This is a genomic window from Methylobacterium sp. FW102-HT35C08 (genome assembly GCF_058790235.1).
On the sequence record NZ_JBYTCL010000002.1, the window covers coordinates 5,137,090 to 5,158,337 of the forward strand.

21 protein-coding genes and 1 tRNA gene are annotated in these 21,248 nt (G+C 71.1%); 10 read left to right on the forward strand and 12 right to left on the reverse strand.

Translation table 11 applies throughout. The features are described 5' to 3' along the window. Positions 1–140 precede the first annotated feature (140 nt). From lptM to AC3WSN_RS24305, 4 genes are all read right to left on the reverse strand, one after another. Positions 141–494 carry an LPS translocon maturation chaperone LptM gene (lptM, locus tag AC3WSN_RS24290; protein WP_492541481.1) on the reverse strand — a complete coding sequence of 118 codons (354 nt, stop codon included), beginning with the start codon at positions 492–494 and terminating at the stop codon, positions 141–143. 114 nt (positions 495–608) lie between these two features. Next, complete coding sequence (locus AC3WSN_RS24295) at positions 609–911, reverse strand: 3',5'-cyclic-nucleotide phosphodiesterase (protein WP_192709608.1); 303 nt, start codon at positions 909–911, stop codon at positions 609–611. 145 nt (positions 912–1,056) lie between these two features. Beyond that, a complete protein-coding gene (locus AC3WSN_RS24300) occupies positions 1,057–1,758 on the reverse strand; it encodes a hypothetical protein (protein WP_192709775.1) in 702 nt (233 codons plus the stop codon). A 122-nt stretch (positions 1,759–1,880) separates the two neighbouring features. Then, positions 1,881–2,501, reverse strand: a complete 621-nt coding sequence (locus AC3WSN_RS24305; RefSeq protein WP_192709607.1) for a DUF1134 domain-containing protein — start codon at positions 2,499–2,501, stop codon at positions 1,881–1,883. 160 nt (positions 2,502–2,661) lie between these two features. Between AC3WSN_RS24305 and AC3WSN_RS24310 the strand changes: the two genes are divergently transcribed. Then, entirely contained in the window at positions 2,662–3,189 is a 528-nt protein-coding gene (locus AC3WSN_RS24310; protein ID WP_192709606.1) for a YHS domain-containing (seleno)protein, read from the forward strand. Here AC3WSN_RS24310 and AC3WSN_RS24315 read toward each other — a convergent pair. Together AC3WSN_RS24315 and AC3WSN_RS24320 are read right to left on the reverse strand one after the other, a co-directional pair. After that, positions 3,170–4,051 (reverse strand): 3'(2'),5'-bisphosphate nucleotidase CysQ family protein, encoded by an 882-nt coding sequence (locus AC3WSN_RS24315; RefSeq protein WP_492541484.1) that lies wholly within the window; start codon positions 4,049–4,051, stop codon positions 3,170–3,172. The two genes, AC3WSN_RS24310 and AC3WSN_RS24315, sit on opposite strands and share 20 nt — an antisense overlap. 74 nt (positions 4,052–4,125) lie before the next feature. Beyond that, positions 4,126–7,068 (reverse strand): bifunctional [glutamine synthetase] adenylyltransferase/[glutamine synthetase]-adenylyl-L-tyrosine phosphorylase, encoded by a 2,943-nt coding sequence (locus AC3WSN_RS24320; protein ID WP_492541486.1) that lies wholly within the window; start codon positions 7,066–7,068, stop codon positions 4,126–4,128. Positions 7,069–7,475: 407 nt separating this feature from the next. On the opposite strand from AC3WSN_RS24320, the gene chpT reads away from it, so the two are divergent. The 8 genes from chpT to AC3WSN_RS24360 all read left to right on the forward strand — a co-directional run bounded on the left by chpT (position 7,476) and on the right by AC3WSN_RS24360 (position 16,324). Continuing rightward, the gene (gene chpT / locus AC3WSN_RS24325; protein ID WP_192709603.1) at positions 7,476–8,186 is read left to right on the forward strand and encodes a histidine phosphotransferase ChpT; all 711 of its coding nucleotides are present in this window, start codon (positions 7,476–7,478) and stop codon (positions 8,184–8,186) included. Between the two features lie 103 nt (positions 8,187–8,289). Next, a complete protein-coding gene (locus AC3WSN_RS24330) occupies positions 8,290–11,031 on the forward strand; it encodes a hybrid sensor histidine kinase/response regulator (RefSeq protein WP_492541488.1) in 2,742 nt (913 codons plus the stop codon). Between the two features lie 63 nt (positions 11,032–11,094). After that, a complete protein-coding gene (locus AC3WSN_RS24335; protein ID WP_192709601.1) occupies positions 11,095–11,592 on the forward strand; it encodes a chemotaxis protein CheW in 498 nt (165 codons plus the stop codon). Positions 11,593–11,602: 10 nt separating this feature from the next. Then, on the forward strand, positions 11,603–11,995 hold the full coding sequence (locus AC3WSN_RS24340; RefSeq protein WP_192709600.1) for a response regulator: 393 nt from the start codon (positions 11,603–11,605) through the stop codon (positions 11,993–11,995). A gap of 55 nt (positions 11,996–12,050) precedes the next feature. After that, entirely contained in the window at positions 12,051–13,253 is a 1,203-nt protein-coding gene (cheB, locus tag AC3WSN_RS24345) for a chemotaxis-specific protein-glutamate methyltransferase CheB (protein WP_192709599.1), read from the forward strand. Continuing rightward, complete coding sequence (locus AC3WSN_RS24350; protein ID WP_238198727.1) at positions 13,250–14,116, forward strand: CheR family methyltransferase; 867 nt, start codon at positions 13,250–13,252, stop codon at positions 14,114–14,116. The genes cheB and AC3WSN_RS24350 overlap by 4 nt, the downstream gene beginning before the upstream one ends. Before the next feature lie 364 nt (positions 14,117–14,480). Beyond that, positions 14,481–15,110, forward strand: coding sequence for a hypothetical protein (locus AC3WSN_RS24355; RefSeq protein ID WP_492541491.1), 630 nt, complete (start codon positions 14,481–14,483; stop codon positions 15,108–15,110). A gap of 185 nt (positions 15,111–15,295) precedes the next feature. Then, positions 15,296–16,324, forward strand: coding sequence for an asparaginase (locus AC3WSN_RS24360; RefSeq protein ID WP_492541493.1), 1,029 nt, complete (start codon positions 15,296–15,298; stop codon positions 16,322–16,324). 168 nt (positions 16,325–16,492) lie between these two features. Here AC3WSN_RS24360 and AC3WSN_RS24365 read toward each other — a convergent pair whose 3' ends face one another. Continuing rightward, a complete protein-coding gene (locus AC3WSN_RS24365; protein WP_192709595.1) occupies positions 16,493–16,774 on the reverse strand; it encodes a hypothetical protein in 282 nt (93 codons plus the stop codon). 401 nt (positions 16,775–17,175) lie between these two features. Between AC3WSN_RS24365 and AC3WSN_RS24370 the strand changes: the two genes are divergently transcribed. Next, the gene (locus AC3WSN_RS24370) at positions 17,176–17,709 is read left to right on the forward strand and encodes an isochorismatase family protein (RefSeq protein ID WP_492541495.1); all 534 of its coding nucleotides are present in this window, start codon (positions 17,176–17,178) and stop codon (positions 17,707–17,709) included. Between the two features lie 25 nt (positions 17,710–17,734). Here AC3WSN_RS24370 and AC3WSN_RS24375 read toward each other — a convergent pair whose 3' ends face one another. From AC3WSN_RS24375 to AC3WSN_RS24395, 5 genes are all read right to left on the reverse strand, one after another. Beyond that, positions 17,735–18,331 carry a sigma-70 family RNA polymerase sigma factor gene (locus AC3WSN_RS24375; protein ID WP_192709593.1) on the reverse strand — a complete coding sequence of 199 codons (597 nt, stop codon included), beginning with the start codon at positions 18,329–18,331 and terminating at the stop codon, positions 17,735–17,737. Then, entirely contained in the window at positions 18,328–18,570 is a 243-nt protein-coding gene (locus AC3WSN_RS24380) for a NepR family anti-sigma factor (RefSeq protein ID WP_492541497.1), read from the reverse strand. The genes AC3WSN_RS24375 and AC3WSN_RS24380 overlap by 4 nt, the downstream gene beginning before the upstream one ends. Before the next feature lie 993 nt (positions 18,571–19,563). Then, positions 19,564–19,794, reverse strand: a complete 231-nt coding sequence (locus tag AC3WSN_RS24385) for a hypothetical protein (protein ID WP_192709591.1) — start codon at positions 19,792–19,794, stop codon at positions 19,564–19,566. A gap of 787 nt (positions 19,795–20,581) precedes the next feature. Then, positions 20,582–20,656, reverse strand: a tRNA-Thr gene (locus AC3WSN_RS24390). 283 nt (positions 20,657–20,939) lie between these two features. After that, positions 20,940–21,221: a hypothetical protein gene (locus AC3WSN_RS24395; RefSeq protein WP_492541499.1), complete on the reverse strand. Its 282-nt coding sequence runs from the start codon at positions 21,219–21,221 to the stop codon at positions 20,940–20,942. Between the last annotated feature and the right edge of the window lie 27 nt (positions 21,222–21,248).

Consider the following 21,248-nt stretch of genomic DNA (forward strand, 5'->3'; position numbering starts at 1 on the left):
TGTCTCGTCTGCGCGCCGGAGCGGAGGCTGTTTCCCGTGAAACACCCGGCCGCGGGACGAGGCGGACGCGCTCCGACGATCAGGTCACCGGATCGGCGCGGCACGACAACGACGCGGAGCGGCGCTCCGGCCCCCGCCGTCTACAGCAGCGGATCCAGAATGAAAGGCTCCTTCGGGACGCGGTAGCCCCGCCGCGCGCCGCGGCTGGTCTCCACCGGCGCTTCGGTCCCGCCCGGCGGCACCGCCGCCAGGGACAGCTCGTCGCCCGCGCGCACCGAGGCCGGGTCCGGTTCGGGCGCGCCGCCGCCGAGGCCGACCGAGACTGGCAGGGTCCGGCGCCCGCTCACCGCGTCCGAGCCCGCCTGCGCGGAGGCCGGCACGGCGGGCGCGGAGGTCCGGGGCGGCTCGAGGGCCCCGCGCCGGCCGCAGGCGGAGACCGCCAGGGCCACGAGACCGGACGCGGCGAGGAGCTTCAGGGCAGAATTCGACAACATCGCGCGAGGGTCCGGCGGGCTCGGCGCCGGCACGGGGAGGCCGGCGGGAGCGTTACCTTAGCCGTTGCCGCGCTCCGGCGCGAGCGCGGCGCCGCTACAGGCCGGGTCCGATGCTCAGCCCCGACGCTCCCGGCCGCCCTGCGAGCCCTGCCGCCCCTTGGCCGGTGCGCTCTGCTCATGCTCGGCCTCGTAGGCGTCGATCGCGCGACGGCAGTTCTCGCTGAGCTTCTTCCAGTTCTTCTGGAAGCAGGCATCGGTCGCCGGATCATCAGGCGCCAGATTGCCGCAATAGGTGAGATAGTCGCCAGTGCAGTACTTCTTCAGGGTCTCGTTGCCCCGCTTCGACTGCTGCGCCGCTGCCGGCAGCGTCAGGGCACAGGCCGCCGTGACGGCGAGGATGATCGGCTTCAGGCGCATGGGTATCCGTACCATCTGTTGAGAAGAAAGGTCGTGCGACAAGTCCGGGTTGCGATGGGGCCTTTGCGTGGTCGAAACAAGGCCAACCGCACAGGTTTTCGGGCCGGACCGCGTGGCGAAGCCCGGCGCCCGGATGCGAACCCGGTCAGACGCGTTCGGGTTGCGGCTGCGGGACCGGATAGGCGGCCCGCGGCATCGGGCCGGGGCCGGCGAGGGCGTCGGCAACCTCGATGATCCGCCGGCGCAGATCGGCGTTCTCGCGCTCGATCCCGGCGTGCGGTTCGCCCTGCCGGTCGGCCACCGTCAGGGCCAGGGCCTCCTCGGCCGCCTTCAGGCTCGCGCGCAGGGCGTCGCGCTCGGCGGCCAGTGCCCCGGCATCCTGATCGGCCGCCGGGGTCGCGCGGTGCCGCAGCGCCAGAAGGCTGTCGAGCAGATCCGCATGGGCGTCTTCCAGGGCCTGAAGCGTGGCCAGGCTCGCGGTCCCGTCCTCGCGCGCCACGGCCAGTTCGGTCTCGAGTTCCCGGGTCTTGGCCTGAGCCTGGGCGATCTCGGCGTCGCGCGCCGCGACGTCCCGGGCGAGGGCCGCGACCCGCATGGTCCCCGCGCCGATCGCCGCCATATCGGCCTGGCGCTTCGCCTCCACGGTCTCGACCCGGCGCTCCAAGCGGCGCTGCTGCACGGCGAACTGCGCGCGCAGGAAATCGCGCTCGGCGGCGATCTCGGCCGGCGAGAGGGGCAGGCGTGCCTCCGCACGCCGCCGCTCCAGCCGGGCGGCGCGCGCGTTGAGGGCCGGCAGCAGCAGGAGGCCGCACAGGCTCGCCGCCAGGAAACCCAGCGCGAAGATCATTACCGTTTCGATCACGAGGGAACAGCCCGCGTATCCGGCCGGAAGACCCGGCCCGTCCTCAGTCTAGCCCAGGTCGGCCGCAAGGGTGAAATCCGGGCCTGCCGATCCCTCCTGCCGAACCCTCAGAACGGGTTCCAGGTCGGTTCGCGGGTGAACTTCAGATAGCCGACATTGATGCCGAGGCGGGCACCGACGCCGCTGCGGATCGGCACCACGATGATCCGGTCGCTCACCACCGCGGTCATGCCGAAGCCGCCGACCAGATAGGCCGAGCCGTCGACGCCGGCGAAGCGGCGGTACAACTCGCGGACGTTCGGCAGGTTGTAGACCAGCATCATGGTGCGCGCGCCGTCGCCGCCGACGTCGAAGCCCAGCGAAGGGCCCTGCCAGTAGATCCGCCGCTGGCCGGCATTGCGGGTGTAGAGCGTGCCCTCGCCGTAGCGGACGCCGGCCACGACCGCGCCGCCGCCCTCCTGGCCGAGGATGTAGCCGTTCGGCTCGCCCCAGCGCCGGCCCGCCTCCTCGACCGTGAGCGCGAGCCCGCGCGACACGCTGCCGAAGAAGCGGTGGCCGGATTCCACGACCTCGCCGGGCCGGAAGGTCTCGGGCGTGTCCAGATCCCCAGCGGCCGCCAGGGCCGCGCCCGCGCTGCCGAGGCCGGCGAGCGGGGTGCCGAGCGCCAGGGCGAGGCCCGTGCGCAGCAGGTGGCGGCGGTCGGTGCCGCGATCGTCTCGTGCCGTCATCGTTGTCTCCTCGCCCGGTTCGATTAACGGTTCGTGCGATGGACCTGTGCCGCTCCTGCCCCGGCGCGCCGACAGCGGCCCGGGGCTGTCATCCGGCCGGGCTCGGTCCCGCCGGGGCCCGGGTGGATGACTCGGACCAGCTTCTGAGGGAATTCGCAAGATGTGGTTAACGCGTCCTGACCCCGCACCCGGCGCGCCGCGCAGGCGGGGGTTGGCCCGCACGATCGCGCTGATCGCCGCCTTAGCCGTCCCCGCACCGGGGCGGGCCGAGCCCACCGGGACGCGGATCGAGCTGCTGACCCTCAACGGCTTCGACCCGGTCAGCTACTTCCTGGAGGGCGGCCCGCTCGCCGGGACGGCGCGGTTCGAGCTGGCCTGGGGCGGGCAGGTCTGGCGCTTCGCCAGCGGCGCCAACCGCGAGGCCTTCCGGGACGAGCCGGCGGCCTATGCCCCGCGGCTCGGGGGCTTCGACGCCGCCGGGATCCTGGAGGGCCGGTTGGTGGAGGCCGATCCCCTGGTCTTCGCGGTGATCGGCGAGCGCCTCTACCTGTTCCGCGATGCCGAGCGCCGGGGCCGCTTCCTGGCGAATCCCGACCTCGCCCGGCAGGCGGAGGCGGCCTGGCCGGCCTTGCGCGGCCTGCAGGACGTCCCGCCTAGAGATGCGCCGCCTAGGGATGCGCCGCGCTGAGCGGCGCGACCGCGGACGGGCGGGTCGCGCAGGCGGGAAGGGCGAGCCGGGGCGCCAGGCTCGGGTCGCCGAGCGCCGCGAACGGGCCGTTGCGGTGGTCGGGACCCTGCCGCCCGTAGCGGATCGGGCCGCCGCCCGGCACCACCACGCAGCCGCCGGCGGCCGCGACGATGTGATCGCCCGCGGCGGTGTCCCACTCCATGGTCGGGCCGCAGCGCACGTAGATGTCCGCCTCGCCGGCGGCAATCAGGCCGAACTTGACGGCGGAGCCGACTTGGCGCGTCTCCAGCACCGGCAGGGCGGCGAGGCAGAGGTCGGTGGCGGCATCGCCGTGGCGGCGGCTGCCCAGGGCGAGCAGGCCGGCCTCCGGGACCGGGCGCGCGTGGACGGGTCGCGCCGCGCCCGGCCGCCCATCGACCACCGGCGCCTCGAGGGTCCGCGGGCCCGCCCACCAAACCCGGCCGAGGCCCGGTGCCGCGAGGGCCGCCGCGACGGGGCGCTCGCCCGCCACCAGGGCGATGTTGACCGAGTAATCCGGCGTCCCGGCGAGGAAGTCACGGGTGCCGTCCAGGGGATCGACCAGGAAGAAGGTTTCGGCCGGCCGCCCCGCGGGCGCGCCGCTCTGCGCGCGCTCCTCCGCGACCACCGCGATGCCCGGGAACCGCCCGGCGAGGGCGGCGACGATCAGATCCTCGGCCTCGACATCGGCGGCGCTCGACGGGGAGCCGTCGGGCTTCAAGCCATGGGGGCAGGGGCCCCGATGATAGCGGCGCAGGATCTCGCCCGCCGCGCAGGCGATCTCGGCGAGCGTGGCGGCAATCCGCTCGCGCTCAGGCCCCGAAATCGTCGCCGCGCCCGTCATGGTTCCTCCCAAGACCTCCATGAATGCCCGAGCGGGCCGCCGATGTCGACGGTTTCCGGGGTGGATCACACGCCCTAGACACCGCGCGGCCCCCGCACCGAGCGCCGGATCCGCGCGAGCAGGGCCTGGCTCCGGCGCCGATGGCGGCGCAGCTCGGCCGCGAGGCTGCGTGCGTCCGGCAGGCCCACGGCCTTGGCGATCTGCCGGGACGCGGTCTCGGACGGTTCCGCGGCGGGATCCGCCATCACGAGCCGCTGCCATTGATAGACCGCGTCGAGGAAGCCGTAGGTCTCGGCGAGGGGCTCGGCGGTCGCCGCCGGCAGAAGGCCGCGCCCCGCGGCGCCGCGGAACAAATCCTCCGCGCCGAGGCCGAGGCAGCCCGGCCAGCCGCCCGCGTGGCTCAGCACGATGGATTGGGCCAGGAAATCGAGGTCGAACAGGGCGCCCGGCGCGAGCTTCAGGTCGAAGGGGCCGGCATGGCCGCGCTCGCGGGCGACCAGGGCCCGCATCGCGCCTGCCTCGGCACAGACCTTGGCGGGATCGCGCGGCTTCCCCAGGGTCCGGGCGATCTCCGCCGTGACCGCCGCGCCCAGATCCGCGTCGCCCGCTACGACCCGGGCGCGGGCGAGCGCCATGTGCTCCCAGGGCTCGGCCTCGTCCCGATGGTAGGCGGCGAAGCCGGAGAGCTGGACGGCCGGCGGGCTATGGCTGCCATAGGGCCGCAGCCGCAGGTCGACCGCGTAGAGGCGGCCGCGCCGGGTGGCGGTGGTGAGCGCCGCGAACAGGCGCTGCGCCAGACGGTTGTAGGCCACCACGGCGTCGAGGGGCCGCCGGCCGTCGCTGGTGCGGTTCTCCGGATCGAAATCGTAGAGGAACACGAGGTCGAGGTCGGATTCGGCGCTGAGCTGCCGCGATCCGAGCCGGCCGAGGGCGAGGACGCAGCACCGCCCTCGCGGCACCGCGCCGTGATCGAGACCGAAGCGGCGTTCCTCCGCCTCCAGGCTCAGCGCCACCGTGGCCTCGGCGATCGCCGTGTAGGCCTCCCCGGCCTGGCGCGGGGTGAGGATGCCGGAGAGGAGGCGCGCGCCGGTGACGAAGATCATCTGGCGCGTGGCGTCCCGGCAGCGGTCGAGGAATTCCTCGTGGCTCGCCGGCTGTCCAACCAGGGCCCGATACTGGGTCCGGACCGCGTCGGGATCGGTGGTCGGCACCACGAAATCCGCGTCGAGCACGGTATCGAGGACGTGCGGGCTCAAGCCCACCGTGTCGGCGAGGCGCGGCGCCGTGCCGAGGATGTCGGCGAACAGCAGCCGCAGCCGCTCGTGCGAGCGGAGGATCGCGAGCAGCTCGGCGACCGCCGGCATCCGCGCGAAGGCCCGGTCGAGGGCGAGCAGCGCCGCGTCCGGGTCGGCGGTGCCGCCGAGCGCCCGCAGCAGGGCCGGAAGCATCTCGGCGAGGATCTCCCGCGCGCGGCCGGTCCGCAGCGCCGGGCGGCGCCCGAGATGCCAGCCCTGCACGGTCTCCCAGGCGCGCTGCGGGTCGCGGAAGCCGAAGGCGCCGAGCCGGGCCAGGGTGGCGGGCTCCGGCTCGGTCTCGCCGAAGACCAGCGTGTCGTCCGCGTCCGCCTCCGCCTCGAACAGCAGGGCGTAATGGGCCTGCACCCGGCCGGCATGGTGGAGCAGCGCGGCCTCGAAGGTCGGCAGATCGGGGAAGCCCGAGAACAGGGCGAGGGCGGTCAGCGCCTCGGCCCCGGTGGGCAGGCGCTGGGTCTGCTCGTCCCGGACCATCTGGATCCGGTGCTCCAGGGTGCGCAGGAAGTCGTAGGCGGCACTCAGTTCATCCCGGGCCTTGCCGTCGATCCAGCCTTCCGCGACGAGACGGCTGAGCATCGCGACGGTGCGGCGACCGCGCAGGGCCGGCTTGCGGCCGCCGAAGACGAGCTGCTGCGTTTGGACGAAGAACTCGATCTCCCGGATGCCGCCGCGGCCGATCTTGATGTCGTGGCCGGCGACCGCGATGGTCTCGTGACCGCGGACCATGTGGATCTGCCGCTTCAGGGCGTGGATCTCGGCGATGGCCGGGAAGTCGAAATGCCGCCGCCAGATGAACGGCGCGAGTTCCGCGAGGAACGCCTCCCCGGCCGGGATGTCGCCGGCGATCGGCCGAGCCTTGATGAAGGCGGCGCGCTCCCAATTCTGGCCGAGCGTCTGGTAGTAGTCGAAGGCGAAGACGGTGGAGAGCGCCACCGCGGTGGAGCCCGGATCCGGCCGCAGCCGGTAGTCGATCCGGTGGGCGTAGCCGTCGGCGGTCCGGTCGGCGAGGAGCTTCACCAGGCCCTGCGCGAGCTTGACGAAGAACGCCTTGGGGTCTCCGCCGGTCGCGGCCGCGGCGGGCTCGGCCTCGTAGAAGACCACGAGGTCGATGTCGCTTGAGTAGTTCAGCTCGCCGCCGCCCAGCTTGCCGAGGCCCAGGACGATCAGCCCCGACCCGTCCTGCGGCGCCGCCGGGTCCGGCGGCCGGAAGCGCCCGGCCGCCATGCCTTGCCGGAGCAGCGCCTCGGTCGCGGCGCTCACCGACGCGTCGGCGAAGTCGGACAGGGCCTGGGTCACCGCCGCGAGGTCCCAGGCGCCGCCGAGATCGGCCAGGGCGACCAGAAGGGCGTGCGCCTCTCGGTTCTCGCGGAGCCGGCGGCTCACCGCGGCGAGGTCCGGATTGGTGCCGCAATCGCCCCCGACCGCGCGCTGCTGCGCGATGATCCCCCGGCTGGCCGCGTCCGGCGGCTGCTCCAGCAGGGCGACGAGGCGGTCCGGGGCGCGCGTGATCGCCCGCCAGAGAAACGGCGAATGATGGGCGATCCCGAGCAGCAGGTCGCGGCAGGGTGGTGTCAGGAAGCTGGCCGGAAAGGCCGGCGCGATCTCGGCGAGCCGGTCGTGCGCGGCCTCCGAATCGGCGACGCGGAGGCGGGGGCTCAGGCTCTCGCGCAGGGTGGGGGCGGGCGGCGTGCTGGCGGGCGGCATGGGGGGCTCAGCGGTGATCGAAGCCGCGGCGGGGCAGGCGCGGCCGGGCCGCGGCCGCTCTGTTCCGGATGCCGGTCTCGCGTCTCATGGCGCATCCTCCCTGGCCCGACGGATCGGGCATCGTACCCGATCCGCCCCGATCCTGTCCGGTGCGGCCGTCACGGCCGCGGCGCGGCCCCCGAATCCGGGGCCGGCCCGTCCCATCGTCCCACCCGATAACGCTTTTCAAAGGCGGCCGTGGCGTCTATCCGTGCGGACCGGTCGTCGCCCCCGGTTCGACCTGCAGGCCGTGCGGGCTCCCTTCGGGCGACGCGATCGCCGCATCGGGCGGCCGAGTACCGGATATCCCGTTCGGGGTTCCGGCCCGCAGACGTCCGAATTCCAGATCCGCCCGCCCGGAGCGCGCCATGTCCTCCCCGAACTCGCCCACCCTGACCCTTGACGGCCTCGACCTCGCGGCTCTGCTCTGCTCCCGCGTCTGCCACGACGTGATCAGCCCCGTCGGCGCGATCGTGAACGGGCTGGAGGTCCTGGAGGACGACCAGGACGAATCGATGCGCACCTTCGCGCTGGAGCTGATCGGCAAGAGCGCCCGGCAGGCCTCGGCGCGGCTGAAATTCGCCCGGATCGCCTTCGGGGCGGCCGGATCCGCCGGCGCCTCGATCGATCTCGCCGATGCCGAGAGCGTCGCCAAGGGCATGTTCTCCGACGATAAGACCAAGCTGACCTGGAGCGCGCCGCAGGCCCTGTTCCCGAAGAACAAGGTCAAGCTGCTCCTGAACCTCGTGATGATCGCGACCTCGGCGATCCCGCGCGGCGGCGTGATCGACGTGGTCGTCTCCGGCGACGGCGAGGCACCGACCTTCGTGTTCAAGGCCAAGGGCTCGCATGCCCGCATTCCCCCGCACGTCGAGGAACTCATGGCGGGCAGCCCCGAGAGCGGGACGGTCGACGCCCACGGCATCCTGCCGTTCTATGCCGGCCTCGTGGCGCGGGCCGCCAGCATGGCTGTTCGCTTCGCCATCCAGGATGACGAAGTGACGATCACCGCCGAACCCACAGTGATCGACGCGCCCGATGCTGCTGAGGGCGAGGCTTCCGACACGGCGCTCGCGTGAAGACCTGAAAAACGTCGGCGCGGGGCCGGGATGGAAACGCTTCCCTAACCCCGCGCGAGTAAGTAGGTTGCGCGAGACCTTCTCCGCGTAACGAGTAGCGACTATGGACGACCTGCTTCGCGAGTTTCTGACCGAGAGCGGGGAGCATCTCGACACGGTCGATGCAGAACTGGTTCGGTTCGAGCAGGATCCGAATAACGAGACTATTCTTCGGAATATCTTCCGGTTGGTGCATACCATCAAGGGAACTTGCGGTTTCCTCGGTCTTCCGCGGCTCGAAGCCTTGGCGCACGCCGCGGAAACCTTGATGGGCCGGTTCCGCGACGGGCTGCCCGCCACCTCGGACTCGGTCACGCTGATTCTGCTGACGCTCGACCGGCTGAAGGCGATTCTCGCCGACCTCGAGGCCACCGGCACGGAGCCGTCTGGCTCGGACGACGACCTCATCTCCGCCCTGGAGCGCATGGCCGAGGGGGTGGCCGAGGCGCCGGTGCAGGCGGCCCCACCCGAGCCGGTGCTGCCCGATCCGGTGGTCCGCGAGCTGAAGCCCGGCGAAGTCTCCCTAGATGACCTGGAGGCCGCCTTCCTGGCGGCGCCGGGGCCGGACGAATCGGATTTCGCTCTCCCGCCGCCTGCCCCCGCGCCGGTCGCGAGCGCGGCGCCGAAGGCGGTGGCGCAGAGCGGGCCCGCCCAGGCCAACGCTGCCAAGCCGGACGCGGTCGAGGCCGACAAGGCCGAGGACAAGGCCGAGCCGGTCCGGGCCGAGAAGGCCGAAGGCGCCGAGGGCGAGACGGCCGCCGCCGCCAAGAACCAGACGATTCGGGTGAACGTCGATACGCTCGAGCACCTGATGACCATGGTCTCGGAGCTGGTGCTGACCCGCAACCAGCTCCTCGAGATCGCCCGCCGGCACGAGGATTCGAGCTACAAGGTCCCGCTGCAGCGCCTGTCGCACGTCACGGCCGAGCTGCAGGAAGGCGTCATGAAGACGCGCATGCAGCCGATCGGCAACGCGTGGCAGAAGCTGCCGCGCGTGGTCCGCGATCTCTCGGCGGAACTCGGCAAGCAGATCGACCTGGTGATGGTCGGCAACGAGACCGAGCTCGACCGGCAGGTCCTTGAGGTCATCAAGGACCCGCTGACCCACATGGTCCGCAACTCGGCCGATCACGGGCTCGAATCGACCGCCGAGCGCATCGCGGCGGGCAAGCCCGCCCGCGGCACGATCCGGCTCGCCGCCTACCACGAGGGCGGCACGATCACGATCGAGATCGCCGACGACGGCAAGGGCCTGAACCTCGCGGCGATCCGCCAGAAGGCGGTGCAGCGCGGGCTCGCCTCCCAGGCCGATGTCGAGCGGATGACCGACGCCCAGGTCGCCAAGTTCATCTTCCACGCCGGCTTCTCGACGGCGGCGGCGGTGACCTCGGTCTCGGGCCGCGGCGTCGGCATGGACGTGGTCAAGACCAACATCGAGACCATCGGCGGCCTGATCGACATCGCCACCACGGCGGGCCGCGGCACCACCTTCACCATCAAGATCCCGCTGACGCTCGCCATCGTCGCCGCCCTGATCGTGCGGGCCGGCGAGCACCGCTTCGCCCTGCCGCAGGTGGCCGTGCTGGAGCTGGTGCGGGTCGATGCCGGGGCGCAGCGGGTCGAGCACATCAACGGCGCGCCGGTGCTGCGCCTGCGCGAGCGGCTCCTGCCGATCGTCTCGCTCACCGGCCTGCTCGGGCAATCGACCCCGGGCACCGAGGCCGAGCAGGCCGGCTTCGTGGTGGTCGCCCAGGTCGGGCGCGAGCGCTTCGGCATCCTGGTGGACGAGGTCTTCCACACGGAGGAGATCGTCGTGAAGCCGATGTCGGTGAAGCTGCGGCATATCCCGATGTTCGCCGGCAACACGATCCTGGGCGACGGCGCCGTGGTGCTGATCGTCGATCCGAACGGCGTGGCCCGTCAGGTGGCGCAGGGCGTCCAGGGCAGCGGCGGCCACATCGATGCCGACGCCGACGAGGCGGTCGAGATGGCCGACACCAAGACCACGCTCCTGGTGTTCAAGGGCGGCCAGGGCAGCTTCAAGGCGGTGCCGCTGTCGCTGGTCACCCGCCTCGAGGAGATCGAGTGCGCCAAGGTCGAGTGGCTCGGCGGCCGCGCGCTGATCCAGTACCGCGGACGCCTGATGCCCCTGGTGCCGGCCGACGCGGCGATCACCATCAAGTCGGAGGGGACGCAGGCCCTGGTGGTGTTCTCCGACGGCGAGCGCGCCATGGGCCTCGTGGTCGACGAGATCGTCGACATCGTCGAGGAGCGCCTCGACATCGAGATCGCGGCCGACCGCTCGGACCTGATCGGCTCGGCGGTGCTGCGGGGCCGGGCGACCGACATCATCAACATCGCCCACTTCCTGCCGCTGGCCTACGACGACTGGGCGCGCGGCCTGAAGCGGCCCGAGCAGATCTCCACGATCCTGCTGGTCGACGACTCGGCCTTCTTCCGCGACATGCTGAGCCCGGTGCTCAAGGCCGCAGGCTACCAGGTGGTCACGGCGGCGAGCGCGGATGCGGCGCTGGCGGCCCTCGAAGCCGATCCGAAGATCGAGGTGGTGGTCACCGACCTGGAGATGCCGGGCCGCAGCGGCTTCGACCTCGTCGCGGCGATGCGCCGGGCCGAGCCCCGGCTGGCCGCCCTCCCGGTGATCGGCCTCACCGGCGCCATCGGTGCCGACGCGGTGGAGCGGGCCCGGACCCTGGCGATCAACGACCTCGTGGCGAAGTTCGACCGCAGCGGACTGATCGCGGCGCTCGCCGAGATCGGCGCCGGGACGGTGGCGAAGGCCGCCTGATCCCCGCGCCGCCAGCCCCTAGACGATCGACACGATCGAGACGACCGAATCCGGAGAGTTCCGATGCAGGCTGCCAACGCCAACGCCACCAGCACCGAGACCGGTGCCACCGATGACTTCGTCACGGTCTATGTCGGCGAGACCCTGTTCGGGCTGGCGATCGAGCGCGTCCACGACGTGTTCGTTCCCTCAGGGGTGACGCCGGTGCCCCTGGCTCCGGCCGAGATCGTCGGCCTCCTCAACTTGCGCGGCCGCGTGGTCACGGCCATGAGCCTGCGCCGGCGCCTCGGGCTGCCCGAGGCGGAGGCCGACGGCGCCAAGGCCAGCCCGAAGATGGCGATCGGCCTGGAGCAGGCCGGCGAGACCTTCGCGCTCGTGGTCGACGGCGTCGGCGAGGTGCTCAAGCTCGGCGCCGACAGCCGCGAGGCCGTGCCGATCAACCTCGATCCGCGCTTCCGCGACCTCGCCACCTGCGTGCACCGCCTCGACGGGCGCCTCCTGGTGATCCTCGACGTGGACGCGCTCCTGGGCTTCACGGCCGCCGGCGCCAAGGCGGCTTGAGGAGACGATCATGAAGGCGCCGCACGAGATCACCTGCCTGGTGGTGGACGATTCCGCGGTGATCCGGAAGGTTGCCCGGCGGATCATCGAGGATCTCGGAATCAACGTCAGCGAGGCCGAGGACGGGAGTGCCGCCCTCGAAGCCTGCGCGGCGAGCATGCCGGACGTGATCCTGCTCGATTGGAACATGCCGAACATGGACGGCTACGCGTTCCTCCAGGCCCTGCGTCAGAGCGAGGGCGGCGCAGCGCCGAAGGTCCTGTTCTGCACCACCGAGAACGACGTCGGGGCGATCGCCCGCGCCCTCCGGGCGGGGGCCGACGAGTACATCATGAAGCCCTTCGACCGCGACATCCTGACGGCCAAGCTCGAGCAGGTCGGCCTCGTCGCCGACGCGGCCTGACCGTACGCCCAATCTGCGTTTCCGCATCCGCGACTGAGTACCCGAGGCAAGCATCATGGCCCTGAGTCCCGCGGTCGCTCCGCTTCGCACCCCATCCACGCCCAGCACGACAGCGTCGGCCTCGGCGATCCGCGTGCTGGTGGCCGACGATTCCGCCGTGGTGCGCGGCCTCGTCGCCCGCTGGATCGGCGAGGCCGGATTCGAGCTCGTCGCCACGGCCTCGAACGGCCGGATCGCTCTGGAGCTCATGGCCAAGCACGATCCGGACGTGGTCCTGCTCGACATCGAGATGCCGGAGCTCGACGGCACCACGGCGCTGCCGCGCATGCTCGCCATGAGCCCGAGCGTGCAGGTCGTCATGATGTCGACCCTGACGACGCGCAACGCCGACATCTCGCTGAAATGCCTCGCCCTCGGCGCGGTCGACTACATCGCCAAGCCCGAGAGCAGCCGCGGCGTCACCACCTCGGACACGTTCCGGGCCGAGCTGATCGAGCGCGTCCGCGTCTTCGGCTCCGCCCGGGCCCGGACCCGGCGCCCGTCCCCTGCGGGAATCCCGGCGGCGCCCGCCGCGGCGCCCGCCTCTGCGCCGGCGGCCCACCACCCGGCGCCGGCCGCGGCGCGGCCCGCGACGCCCTTCACCCTGCGGCCGAAGGTGCGCAACCGGACCCAGCCCCGCGCCCTGCTGATCGGCTCCTCCACGGGCGGTCCGCGGGCGGTGGGCGAGATGCTGGAGGGGATCGGGGCGGCCGCGCTCCGCCGCCTGCCGGTGCTGATCGTTCAGCACATGCCGCCGATCTTCACGGCGGTGTTCGCCGAGCACCTGTCGACCCGCACCGGCCTCCCGGCCGCCGAGGGCAAGGCCGACGAGCGGGTCGAGCCGGGCCGGATCTACGTGGCCCCGGGTGGCCGCCACATGGGCCTCGCGGCGGGGCCGAGCGGGCCGATCATCAAGCTCACGGACGGGCCGCCGGTGAATTTCTGCCGCCCCGCGGTCGACGTGCTGTTCAAGGACGCCGCGGTCGTGTTCGGCGCGGCCACCGCGACCGTCATCCTGACCGGTATGGGATCCGACGGCACCAACGGCGCCCGGGCGCTCACCGAGGCCGGCGGCCCGGTGCTCGCCCAGGACGAGGCCACCAGCACCGTCTGGGGGATGCCGGGCAGCGTCGCGCGGGCGGGCCTCGCCGAGGCCGTGCTGCCGCTGCCCGAACTCGCCACGGCGCTGCGCGCCCTGATCACGGGGCAGCCGGCATGACCGAGCTCGAATTCGAATACCTGCGCAGCTTCCTCAAGCAGCGCTCCGGCCTCGCGCTGACGCCCGAGAAGCGCTACCTCGTGGAGAGCCGGCTGACCCCCGTCTGCCGCCGCTTCGGCCTCGCCAGCCTCGGCGACCTGATCGGGGCCCTCAAGCTCGGTCAGAACGGCGCGATCGAGCGGGCCGTGGTCGAGGCAATGACCACGAACGAGACCTTCTTCTTCCGCGACCGGATGCCGTTCGACCTGTTCCGCGACACGCTCTTGCCGGAGGCCCTGGCGCGCAATGCCAGCCGGCGCAAGCTGCGGATCTGGTGCGCGGCATCCTCCACCGGGCAGGAGCCCTACTCGCTCGCCATGCTCCTGCAGGAGGCGGCGCCCCGGCTCGCCGGCTGGCAGGTCGAGATCGTGGCGACCGACCTGTCCACCGAGGTGATCGAGAAGGCGAAGCTCGGGCTGTACAGCCATTTCGAGGTCCAGCGCGGCCTGCCGGTGCAGTGGCTGATCAAGTACTTCACCCAGGTCGGGGAGCAGTGGCAGATCGCCCAGAGCCTGCGCAGCATGGTCGATTACCGCCAGCTCAATCTGCTGCACAGCTTCGCGTCCCTCGGCCAGTTCGACGTGATCTACTGCCGCAACGTGCTGATCTACTTCGACGCCCCGACGAAATCGGACGTGCTGGCGCGGCTCGCCGCGCAGCTGGCGCCCGACGGCGCGCTCCTGCTCGGCGCGGCGGAGACGGTGATCGGCCTGACCGACCGGCTGGCCCCGCATCCGAAGCATCGCGGTCTCTACAGTCACGCCGCCCCCGCGGCGCGCCCGGCCGAGATGATGCCGCCGCTGCGCGTGGCCGCGGGTGTCTGACCCGGCGCGCGGTTGACGCTTTCGTCTGACGCGGGCCGCGCCGGCATCGCGCGAAGCGCGGTGGCCCAGGGTTGCGCGACGCCGCGAGGCGTGGCGCTGCCTGGATTGCTGCGCTCGCAACGACGGGCGCGTCGAGACTGCCAAGTCTCGGCGTCGTGACGCGTCCGCAAGTCCCGCGGAGGAGGTCTCCGGGTCATCGGGCCGGTTCTGAGATCCGGTCGACCGGACGGCGTGCAGGACGAGATCAGCATCGACGCATCGGATCCTGAGCCCGAGTGAAACGCGGCCTTAAGAAGCGCGTGGGTAATTTGCACACGGACCCGCCGCCGGGCGATTCCGGCAGATCCGTGCCACGAGCGCCTTCATGAGTACCGTCTCATCGACCACGACATCGCAGCTCTCCGCACCGCGATGGTCCTCCCAGAACAACCCCAAGACGCAGATGTCCGACACGATCAGCAGCGAGCTGTCGGCCGGGACACTGAGCGGCACTGACGCCACCGCATTGACGAACGCCCTGTCGTCGATCGATTCGAGTCTGTCGGCGGATCGGACCGCCTCGAGCAACAACACGTCCCAGGCGAAGCTCGATCCGTCCTCCATGAAGGACCGGATCGACAGCCTGATCTCCGATCAGGTCAGCAGCGGCACGCTGACCAGCGACCAGGCCACCGAGCTGAAGAACCTGTTCTCCAGCCACGGCCAGAGCACGCAGACCTCCGACGTCACGTCGGATGACGGCGGCCTTTCGGGCGTCGGCGGCCCGCCTCCGGGGCCGCCGCCCGGGCCGCCGCCGGGCGGCTCCGCATCCGGCTCCATGAACGGAACGTCATCGGATTCCGGGAGCGGGTCCGGCACAACGTCGACGAACGACCTGCTCTCCACCTTCATCCAGCAGCTTCAGAGCGGCCAGTCGGGCAGCGTGGGCTACGGGGCGAGCGGCACCAACGCCAGCACCAATATCTCGGCCCTGCTGTTCGACTTTCAGAGCTAGGCCGGCACGCGTCCCGCCGAAGGAGCCAGCGGGACGCGGTGCGCGCGTGGCCGAGGCCCCGAGCGTCTCGATCCGTCACCCGACGCATCGCCCGAATGCGCCGGGCGGGGTCGACCCTCGCGGCGCGACGGGGCATCACGGCGCCATCGCATTCGCGCGGCCGAGGATGGCCGGGAGGCACGGCAATGGCGGCAGGACTGGCAGCAGGGCACGGGGCCGGATTGCCCAAGGTCGCGTTCATCGGAACCGGCGGGACGATCTCGTCGCTGGGGCGCGATGCCCTCGACCTCCTCGACTACACCGCCACCGATCGGCGCCTCGAAGCCGGTGCGATCCTGGACGCCGTCCCCGAGCTGGCGACGGTGGCGTCCGTGGTCCCGGTCCCGTTCCGCGCGGTCCCGAGCCCGGCGATCGGCTTTGCCGAGTGGCGCGACCTCGTCCGGCTGTGCGCGCGCCTCGCAGACGAGCACCCGGACCTCGCCGGGATCGTGATCGGGCACGGCACCGCCACCCTGGAAGAGACCGCCTACGCCCTCAACCTGACCCTGACGATCGATCTGCCGGTGGTGCTGGTGGGCTCGCAGCGGCCCATGAGCGCGCTCTCCACCGATGCCAAGCTCAACCTCGTGGCCGCCGTGCGCACGGCGGCGGCACCGGAATCCCGCGGGCGCGGCGTCCTCGTGGTGCTCAACGACGAGATCCAGGCGGCCCGCGAGGTCACCAAGACCTCGGTGGCGCGCCTTCAGACCTTCCGGACCCCGGATTTCGGCGTGCTCGGCCACGTGGACGGTGACACCGTCCGCTACTATCGCCGCTCCGAGCGCGCGACCGCTCCGGGCACGCCGTTCGACATTCGTGACCGTCCGGCGCTGCCGCGGGTCGAAATCGCCTACGGCTACGCCGATGCCGACGGCACCGCGGTGCGGGCGTTCCTGGCGGCGGGCGCCCGCGGCCTCGTCTCGGCCGGGCTCGCCCCGGGCATGACCCCGCCTGCCGAGGCCGAGGCCCTGGAGGCGGCCGCCGCCGACGGGATCGTGGTGGTGATGTCGACCCGGGCCGGGAGCGGCGTGGTGCCCCTCACCACCCGCTTGCGCAGCCGCGGCATCCTCAGCGCCGACAACCTCACGCCGCAGAAGGCCCGGATCCTGCTCGCGCTGGCGCTGACCGTCACCCACGAGCCGGACGCGGTGGCGCGCCTGTTCGCGACCTTTTGAGGCGCGGCCCGCGAATCGCGGCCAGCCATGCATGGGCGCGGCACCGAGCCTGACCGGGCGCGCATCGGCTCATCCCTCGGCGGCGTCGGTGCCGGCAGAGGCCGGAGCCCGATGCGGACACGCACAACGCGGTTTCCTGGACCTCCCATGGGGACCCGTCAGGCGGGTTCACGCCGCCGGCAGGTCCCGCGTCATGTCGATGGCGAACGTCTCGACCTGCTCGATGAGCTGGTTGATGGTCGCCAAGCCGTCGCTGATCTGCACGCCGAGTTCGACGTTGAGCCTGTCGATCCGGGCATCGCCGGTCGGCCCGCGGCGATCCAGGCCTGTCCTCTGTTCCGTGAGCTCGGCCCGTTTCCGATGCAGCTCCGCCAGCAATGCGTCGATCTGTGCACCCACCAGACCGGCGACAGGGTCCTGGGGCTGCTGCGGGACGATGATCTGGGACATGGCAGTCTGGCTCTTCCTCCGGGAGGAGCGGCTTAGCGCCCTTGGCCTTCCTGAAGCTGGCCTGCGCGGATCGGTGGCTGGTCGCCCAGTCGCGTGCCGCCGCGCCTCGCGTTGGGCCGGCGCGGAGGCTGGCCGCGCCGTGTTCGTCGGCCCGGTCAGCCTCGCCCGCTCAGAACTCGAAACCGGTCAGGCCGTGACCATGATGCGTGTCCACGACAGGAGCGCTGTCCGCGAGGGAGGCGCGGCACGCGACGGCCGGCCTTCGTGACAGCCGAGCGACGGCGGTGCGCATGGCCCGCGGCGCGCCCCTCCGGCTGGAGGTCTGCCGAACCGCCACAGAAGAGACTTAGGAGATCCGACCGAAGGCCGCTTCGGCACGCGAGACCCGAGACCCGAACCCAATGCCGCTGATCGATCCCGCCCGTACGCTCCTCCTCGTCATCGACATTCAGGTCCGGCTGATGCCGGCGATCGCCGAGGGCGCTGGCGTGCTCGCCAACACGGGCCGCCTCGCCGCGGCCGCGAAGCTCCTCGATGTGCCGGTCCTGTTCACCGAGCAGAATGCCGGAGGTCTGGGGCCGACCGTGCCGGAACTTGCGCCGGAGCCGGGAATGGCCTTCCCGAAGATGAGCTTCGGCGCCGTGCAGGCCCCGGGCTTCCTCGAGCGTCTGCCCGCGGATCGCGACCTCGTGGTGGCCGGCTGCGAGGCGCATATCTGCGTGCTTCAGACGGCGCTCGGCTTGCTGGAGGCCGGGCGGCGGGTCTGGGTGGTCCGCGACGCGGTGGGCTCCCGCCGGATCGAGAACCGGGACGCGGCGCTCGTCCGCATGGCGGCCCACGGCGCCGAGATCGTCACCACCGAGATGGTGGTGTTCGAGTGGCTCGGAACCGCTCGGCACAGGCGGTTCCGCGAGGTCGTCCGGCTCATCAAGTGAGCGGCGCGCCGCTTAACGCGGCGCCTCAGCTCCCGTCGAGGGCTGCGCGGGTCCGGGCGTCGGGGCCGATATCGTCGGTGCCGTCCATCCCCAGCACCTCGATCAAGCGCAGGCGCGCGCGGCTGACCCGGCTCTTGATGGTTCCGACCGCGACGCCGCAGATCGCCGCGGCCTCCTCGTAGGTGAAGCTCTGGGCGCCCACGAGGACCAGCGCCTCACGCTGGGCGGCAGGCAGACGGTTCAGGGCGCTCTGGAACTGCGCCATCTCCATCCGGACCTCCTGCTCGGGCAGGGCGGTCAGCCGGCCAGCATGCACGCCGTCGGCGTCCTCCACCTCGCGCTTGCGCTTGCGCTGCTCCGAGTAGAACAGGTTGCGCAGGATCGTGAACAGCCACGCGGTCAGGTTGGTCCCCCGGCGGAAGCTGGCGGCGTTGATCCAGGCGCGCACCAGCGTGTCCTGGACGAGGTCGTCCGAGCGGTCGAAGTCGTAGGTCAACGAGAACGCGAAGGCGCGCAGGGCCGGGATCGCCCCGAGCAGCAGGTCGCGCATCTCGGCATCGGCGCCGGCCGGCGCGGGGCCGGACCCGCTCCCCGCGGGAGCAGCTTGCAGCATCAGGGTCATGGCTGGGCCTCCGTCTCGGCGCAGGCGGCGAGGTCGTCGAGGAGCGTCCGGAGCCGGTCCGGGATCGGCTGCGCCAGGACCGCCGCGTAGTGCAGCCGCAGGCCGCGCCCGATCCGGTCGCGCGCCGCCGCATCGATCGGGCGGCTCTGCCTCGCTCGGCGCGTCGCGAGGCCGAGATCGGCCGCTTCGATCGTCTCGGCGGCGCCTCTGATCGGCTGCTCGTCGTCGTTCCCCATCATGGCCGCGCCCCTAACGTGCGCGATGCGGCCCCGAGGGGCATGGCGGTCCGCCGTGCCGGTCATCGACCGAGCACGGCGCGAACACGCCTCATCGCCTTCCGGCGGCGCTGGTAGGCGCAGTGGATTTAATCGCCTCTGAATTGCACATTCATCTAATCTTAATCTTATAACGGCCAAGCTTGACCGGTTATAAACGCGGATCACCTTAGTTACAAATCAGAAATACTTATTTACAGCTTGGCCGTTACGGATATCGGTGGACCCGTCTGAACGGGGGCTGAGCGGCGACCCGCCCGGGCGGGAGTCCAAGACGCCCTGTTGGCGCGCGCTCGGCCTGTCGCGCGCTGTTGCATGGCGTCCTGGAGCGGAGGTGCGCATTGGTCCTGATCGATGGGCAGGCGCACCGCGGGTCCTGCGCCCGCGCGGGAAGCTGGGGCCGTGCAGGGGATCGAACTCCTGTCCTTCGGTTTACGAAACTGACGAAAGGGCAGCACGCGGCCTAACACAGGCTCACAGCGAACGGATCGTTGTAAGGCTTTGCCGTGGCTTGTTTTTCGAGAGTGTTGGCTCGTGCTTGTCACTGAGCCTAACAGACCCACGCGTGCCTTCGGTGTGCAGGCCAAACTGCGTGCGGAAGGCCGGCTTTGACCCTGTTTCGAGGTGTCCTCCTGTCGCTAGGGCTGGGGGTGGGGCGGCTGGGACGGCAGGGAGATTGAGTACGGCGCGTCAATCGTCATCGTCCCGGTTCGATCTCCTCAGGCTGTGCAGCCAGATCGAGACAACCACCGTCACCGAAAGCGGAGCGCCGACGACGAGCGCAACGGTCTCAAGGGCACCATCCATGTGGCCTCTTTATCCGCCAAGGACGGCCGTCCTCCTCCTGCGAATTGGGGAAGGACGTCTGTGATGTGCATCACACCGGCCACGAAGAAAGGCTCAGGTCCGCCACGGCCTTGAGCGGCAAGCGGGGCGTGCGAGCGGGGCGTGATGATGTCACCATTTCTCCTCGCTGATGAGCGTGCCGCCCTGGTCGAAGGTGCCACGCCAGCCGCTGTTGAGCAGGCGAACGGTTACCCGCGTGCAGCCCGCCTCCTCTTTGATCCGGGCGTCGACATAGCCGTAGCGCTCCAAGCGCTTCAGGTCCTCGGTACCCACACCGAGTCGTGCGGCGAGTTCGCGGGGATCGACGACCCAATCGCCCAGATGACCGAGGGTGAGCCGCATGGAGCGAGCCTCTATCGGCGCGACGGCAGATGAGGTCCTGAGGTCGGCTGATCAGGCGACGCATGCGCCACCGATCGGCAAAGGGCCCGCAGCGGCAGACGCGCCGTTGCTCTTAACCGATCACCAATCGGATGAGCAGGCAAGCCACCGATGAGCCGGCGACAGCGATGCCGAGCAGAACCGGACTGGCGAGCTGGTCTACGGCATCGACGCACTGACCGCGACGGTGGTCCGGATGGTTGGCCGCTGCATTGCTCGCCAAGCTTGTGTTGAGATCCGGATAAACTGGATAGACAGGCGCTCTCATGGGAATCTCCTGCTGAGAGGAGGCTCGACTCACCTGATTCCTAGGATAGCGCGGTCTCGAAAACTGTTCAAATCTAGACGGTAGGGCTGGCCGCCGCTGCTCGGCTTCATATCGACCTCGATTGCCCGTGTGGCTTCCTCAAAGGCCTTCTCTTCAGTCAGGAAAGCGCTGTCCGAGCGCTCGATCCGCTTCTCGGACTTCCGCAGCGTGTTCGGAATTGCATCCACGCCCGCCAGTCTGCCCTGGGGGACAAGTTCGCGGGCGAGCGTGGAAGGTCAGCGACCCGTCCAGCCGCCGACAGGACGGCTTATGCAATCATCGTCAGGATCATCGCCGTGACGGACTTGTTGCCTCTCATGAGCGCCGCTCGCGCATCCGGCGCGGGCCGCTGTAGCCGACATGACATGAGGCTGCTGTCACCCCGGCATAAATCGCTTGGCATCCGGCAGGTGAGAAATGGCGCCAAGCTGTTGTAAGGACTGGTGCCGGTGGAGAGGATCGAACTCCCGACCTTCGGTTTACAAAACCGCTGCACTACCGCTGTGCTACACCGGCAGGCACACGGAAACCATTGAGGAATTTGGCGGTTTCCGTGCGTCTGGCGCGACTTTGACAACGTTTGAGGGCGTCTCGTCAAGGCACAAAACCCGGCCCCTTCCGGTCCCGGGTCATTCGCGTTCCCGTCAGGCGAGCGCAAACAGGCTCGCCCGCGGGCCATTACCCTGCAGGCACATCCAACGACGGGATGAGGCCCGCGCATGGCAAGGCTGGGCCGCGGCGCCCGCGTGGGTGCGACCCGGGCGTTGTGCCGGCTGAGAGCGCGGCCTTGCCCGCCAAGTCAGTAAGAGTAGTCCCGGCGCGGGTAAGCCTGAGGTGGGCCGTAGCCGGTTCCACGCGGCTGAACGCGTGCGCCGTAATCGATCTCGCGCCGCGCCTGACGGTTGGCCAGAGCCCGTCCGGTCAGGCATCCGGCGACCGCGCCGACCACGCCGCGCTCGGCCAGATAATGGCCGGCGAGGCCGCCGATGATCGCGCCCTTGATGCAGCCCTTGGCCTCGGCCGCTCCGACACTCATGAGGGCCGTGACGGCGACGATGGATGCGCGTCCGACGATGTGCATGCTGGTGCTCCCGTTGATGCCGACAAG

Coding starts and splice junctions, on each gene's coding strand:
- lptM (WP_492541481.1), bottom strand. CDS start 494: ATGTTGTCGAATTCTGCCCTGAAGCTCCTCGCCGCGTCCGGTCTCGTG.
- AC3WSN_RS24295 (WP_192709608.1), bottom strand. CDS start 911: ATGCGCCTGAAGCCGATCATCCTCGCCGTCACGGCGGCCTGTGCCCTG.
- AC3WSN_RS24300 (WP_192709775.1), bottom strand. CDS start 1,758: ATGATCTTCGCGCTGGGTTTCCTGGCGGCGAGCCTGTGCGGCCTCCTG.
- AC3WSN_RS24305 (WP_192709607.1), bottom strand. CDS start 2,501: ATGACGGCACGAGACGATCGCGGCACCGACCGCCGCCACCTGCTGCGC.
- AC3WSN_RS24310 (WP_192709606.1), top strand. CDS start 2,662: ATGTGGTTAACGCGTCCTGACCCCGCACCCGGCGCGCCGCGCAGGCGG.
- AC3WSN_RS24315 (WP_492541484.1), bottom strand. CDS start 4,051: ATGACGGGCGCGGCGACGATTTCGGGGCCTGAGCGCGAGCGGATTGCC.
- AC3WSN_RS24320 (WP_492541486.1), bottom strand. CDS start 7,068: ATGCCGCCCGCCAGCACGCCGCCCGCCCCCACCCTGCGCGAGAGCCTG.
- chpT (WP_192709603.1), top strand. CDS start 7,476: ATGTCCTCCCCGAACTCGCCCACCCTGACCCTTGACGGCCTCGACCTC.
- AC3WSN_RS24330 (WP_492541488.1), top strand. CDS start 8,290: ATGGACGACCTGCTTCGCGAGTTTCTGACCGAGAGCGGGGAGCATCTC.
- AC3WSN_RS24335 (WP_192709601.1), top strand. CDS start 11,095: ATGCAGGCTGCCAACGCCAACGCCACCAGCACCGAGACCGGTGCCACC.
- AC3WSN_RS24340 (WP_192709600.1), top strand. CDS start 11,603: ATGAAGGCGCCGCACGAGATCACCTGCCTGGTGGTGGACGATTCCGCG.
- cheB (WP_192709599.1), top strand. CDS start 12,051: ATGGCCCTGAGTCCCGCGGTCGCTCCGCTTCGCACCCCATCCACGCCC.
- AC3WSN_RS24350 (WP_238198727.1), top strand. CDS start 13,250: ATGACCGAGCTCGAATTCGAATACCTGCGCAGCTTCCTCAAGCAGCGC.
- AC3WSN_RS24355 (WP_492541491.1), top strand. CDS start 14,481: ATGAGTACCGTCTCATCGACCACGACATCGCAGCTCTCCGCACCGCGA.
- AC3WSN_RS24360 (WP_492541493.1), top strand. CDS start 15,296: ATGGCGGCAGGACTGGCAGCAGGGCACGGGGCCGGATTGCCCAAGGTC.
- AC3WSN_RS24365 (WP_192709595.1), bottom strand. CDS start 16,774: ATGTCCCAGATCATCGTCCCGCAGCAGCCCCAGGACCCTGTCGCCGGT.
- AC3WSN_RS24370 (WP_492541495.1), top strand. CDS start 17,176: ATGCCGCTGATCGATCCCGCCCGTACGCTCCTCCTCGTCATCGACATT.
- AC3WSN_RS24375 (WP_192709593.1), bottom strand. CDS start 18,331: ATGACCCTGATGCTGCAAGCTGCTCCCGCGGGGAGCGGGTCCGGCCCC.
- AC3WSN_RS24380 (WP_492541497.1), bottom strand. CDS start 18,570: ATGATGGGGAACGACGACGAGCAGCCGATCAGAGGCGCCGCCGAGACG.
- AC3WSN_RS24385 (WP_192709591.1), bottom strand. CDS start 19,794: ATGCGGCTCACCCTCGGTCATCTGGGCGATTGGGTCGTCGATCCCCGC.
- AC3WSN_RS24395 (WP_492541499.1), bottom strand. CDS start 21,221: ATGCACATCGTCGGACGCGCATCCATCGTCGCCGTCACGGCCCTCATG.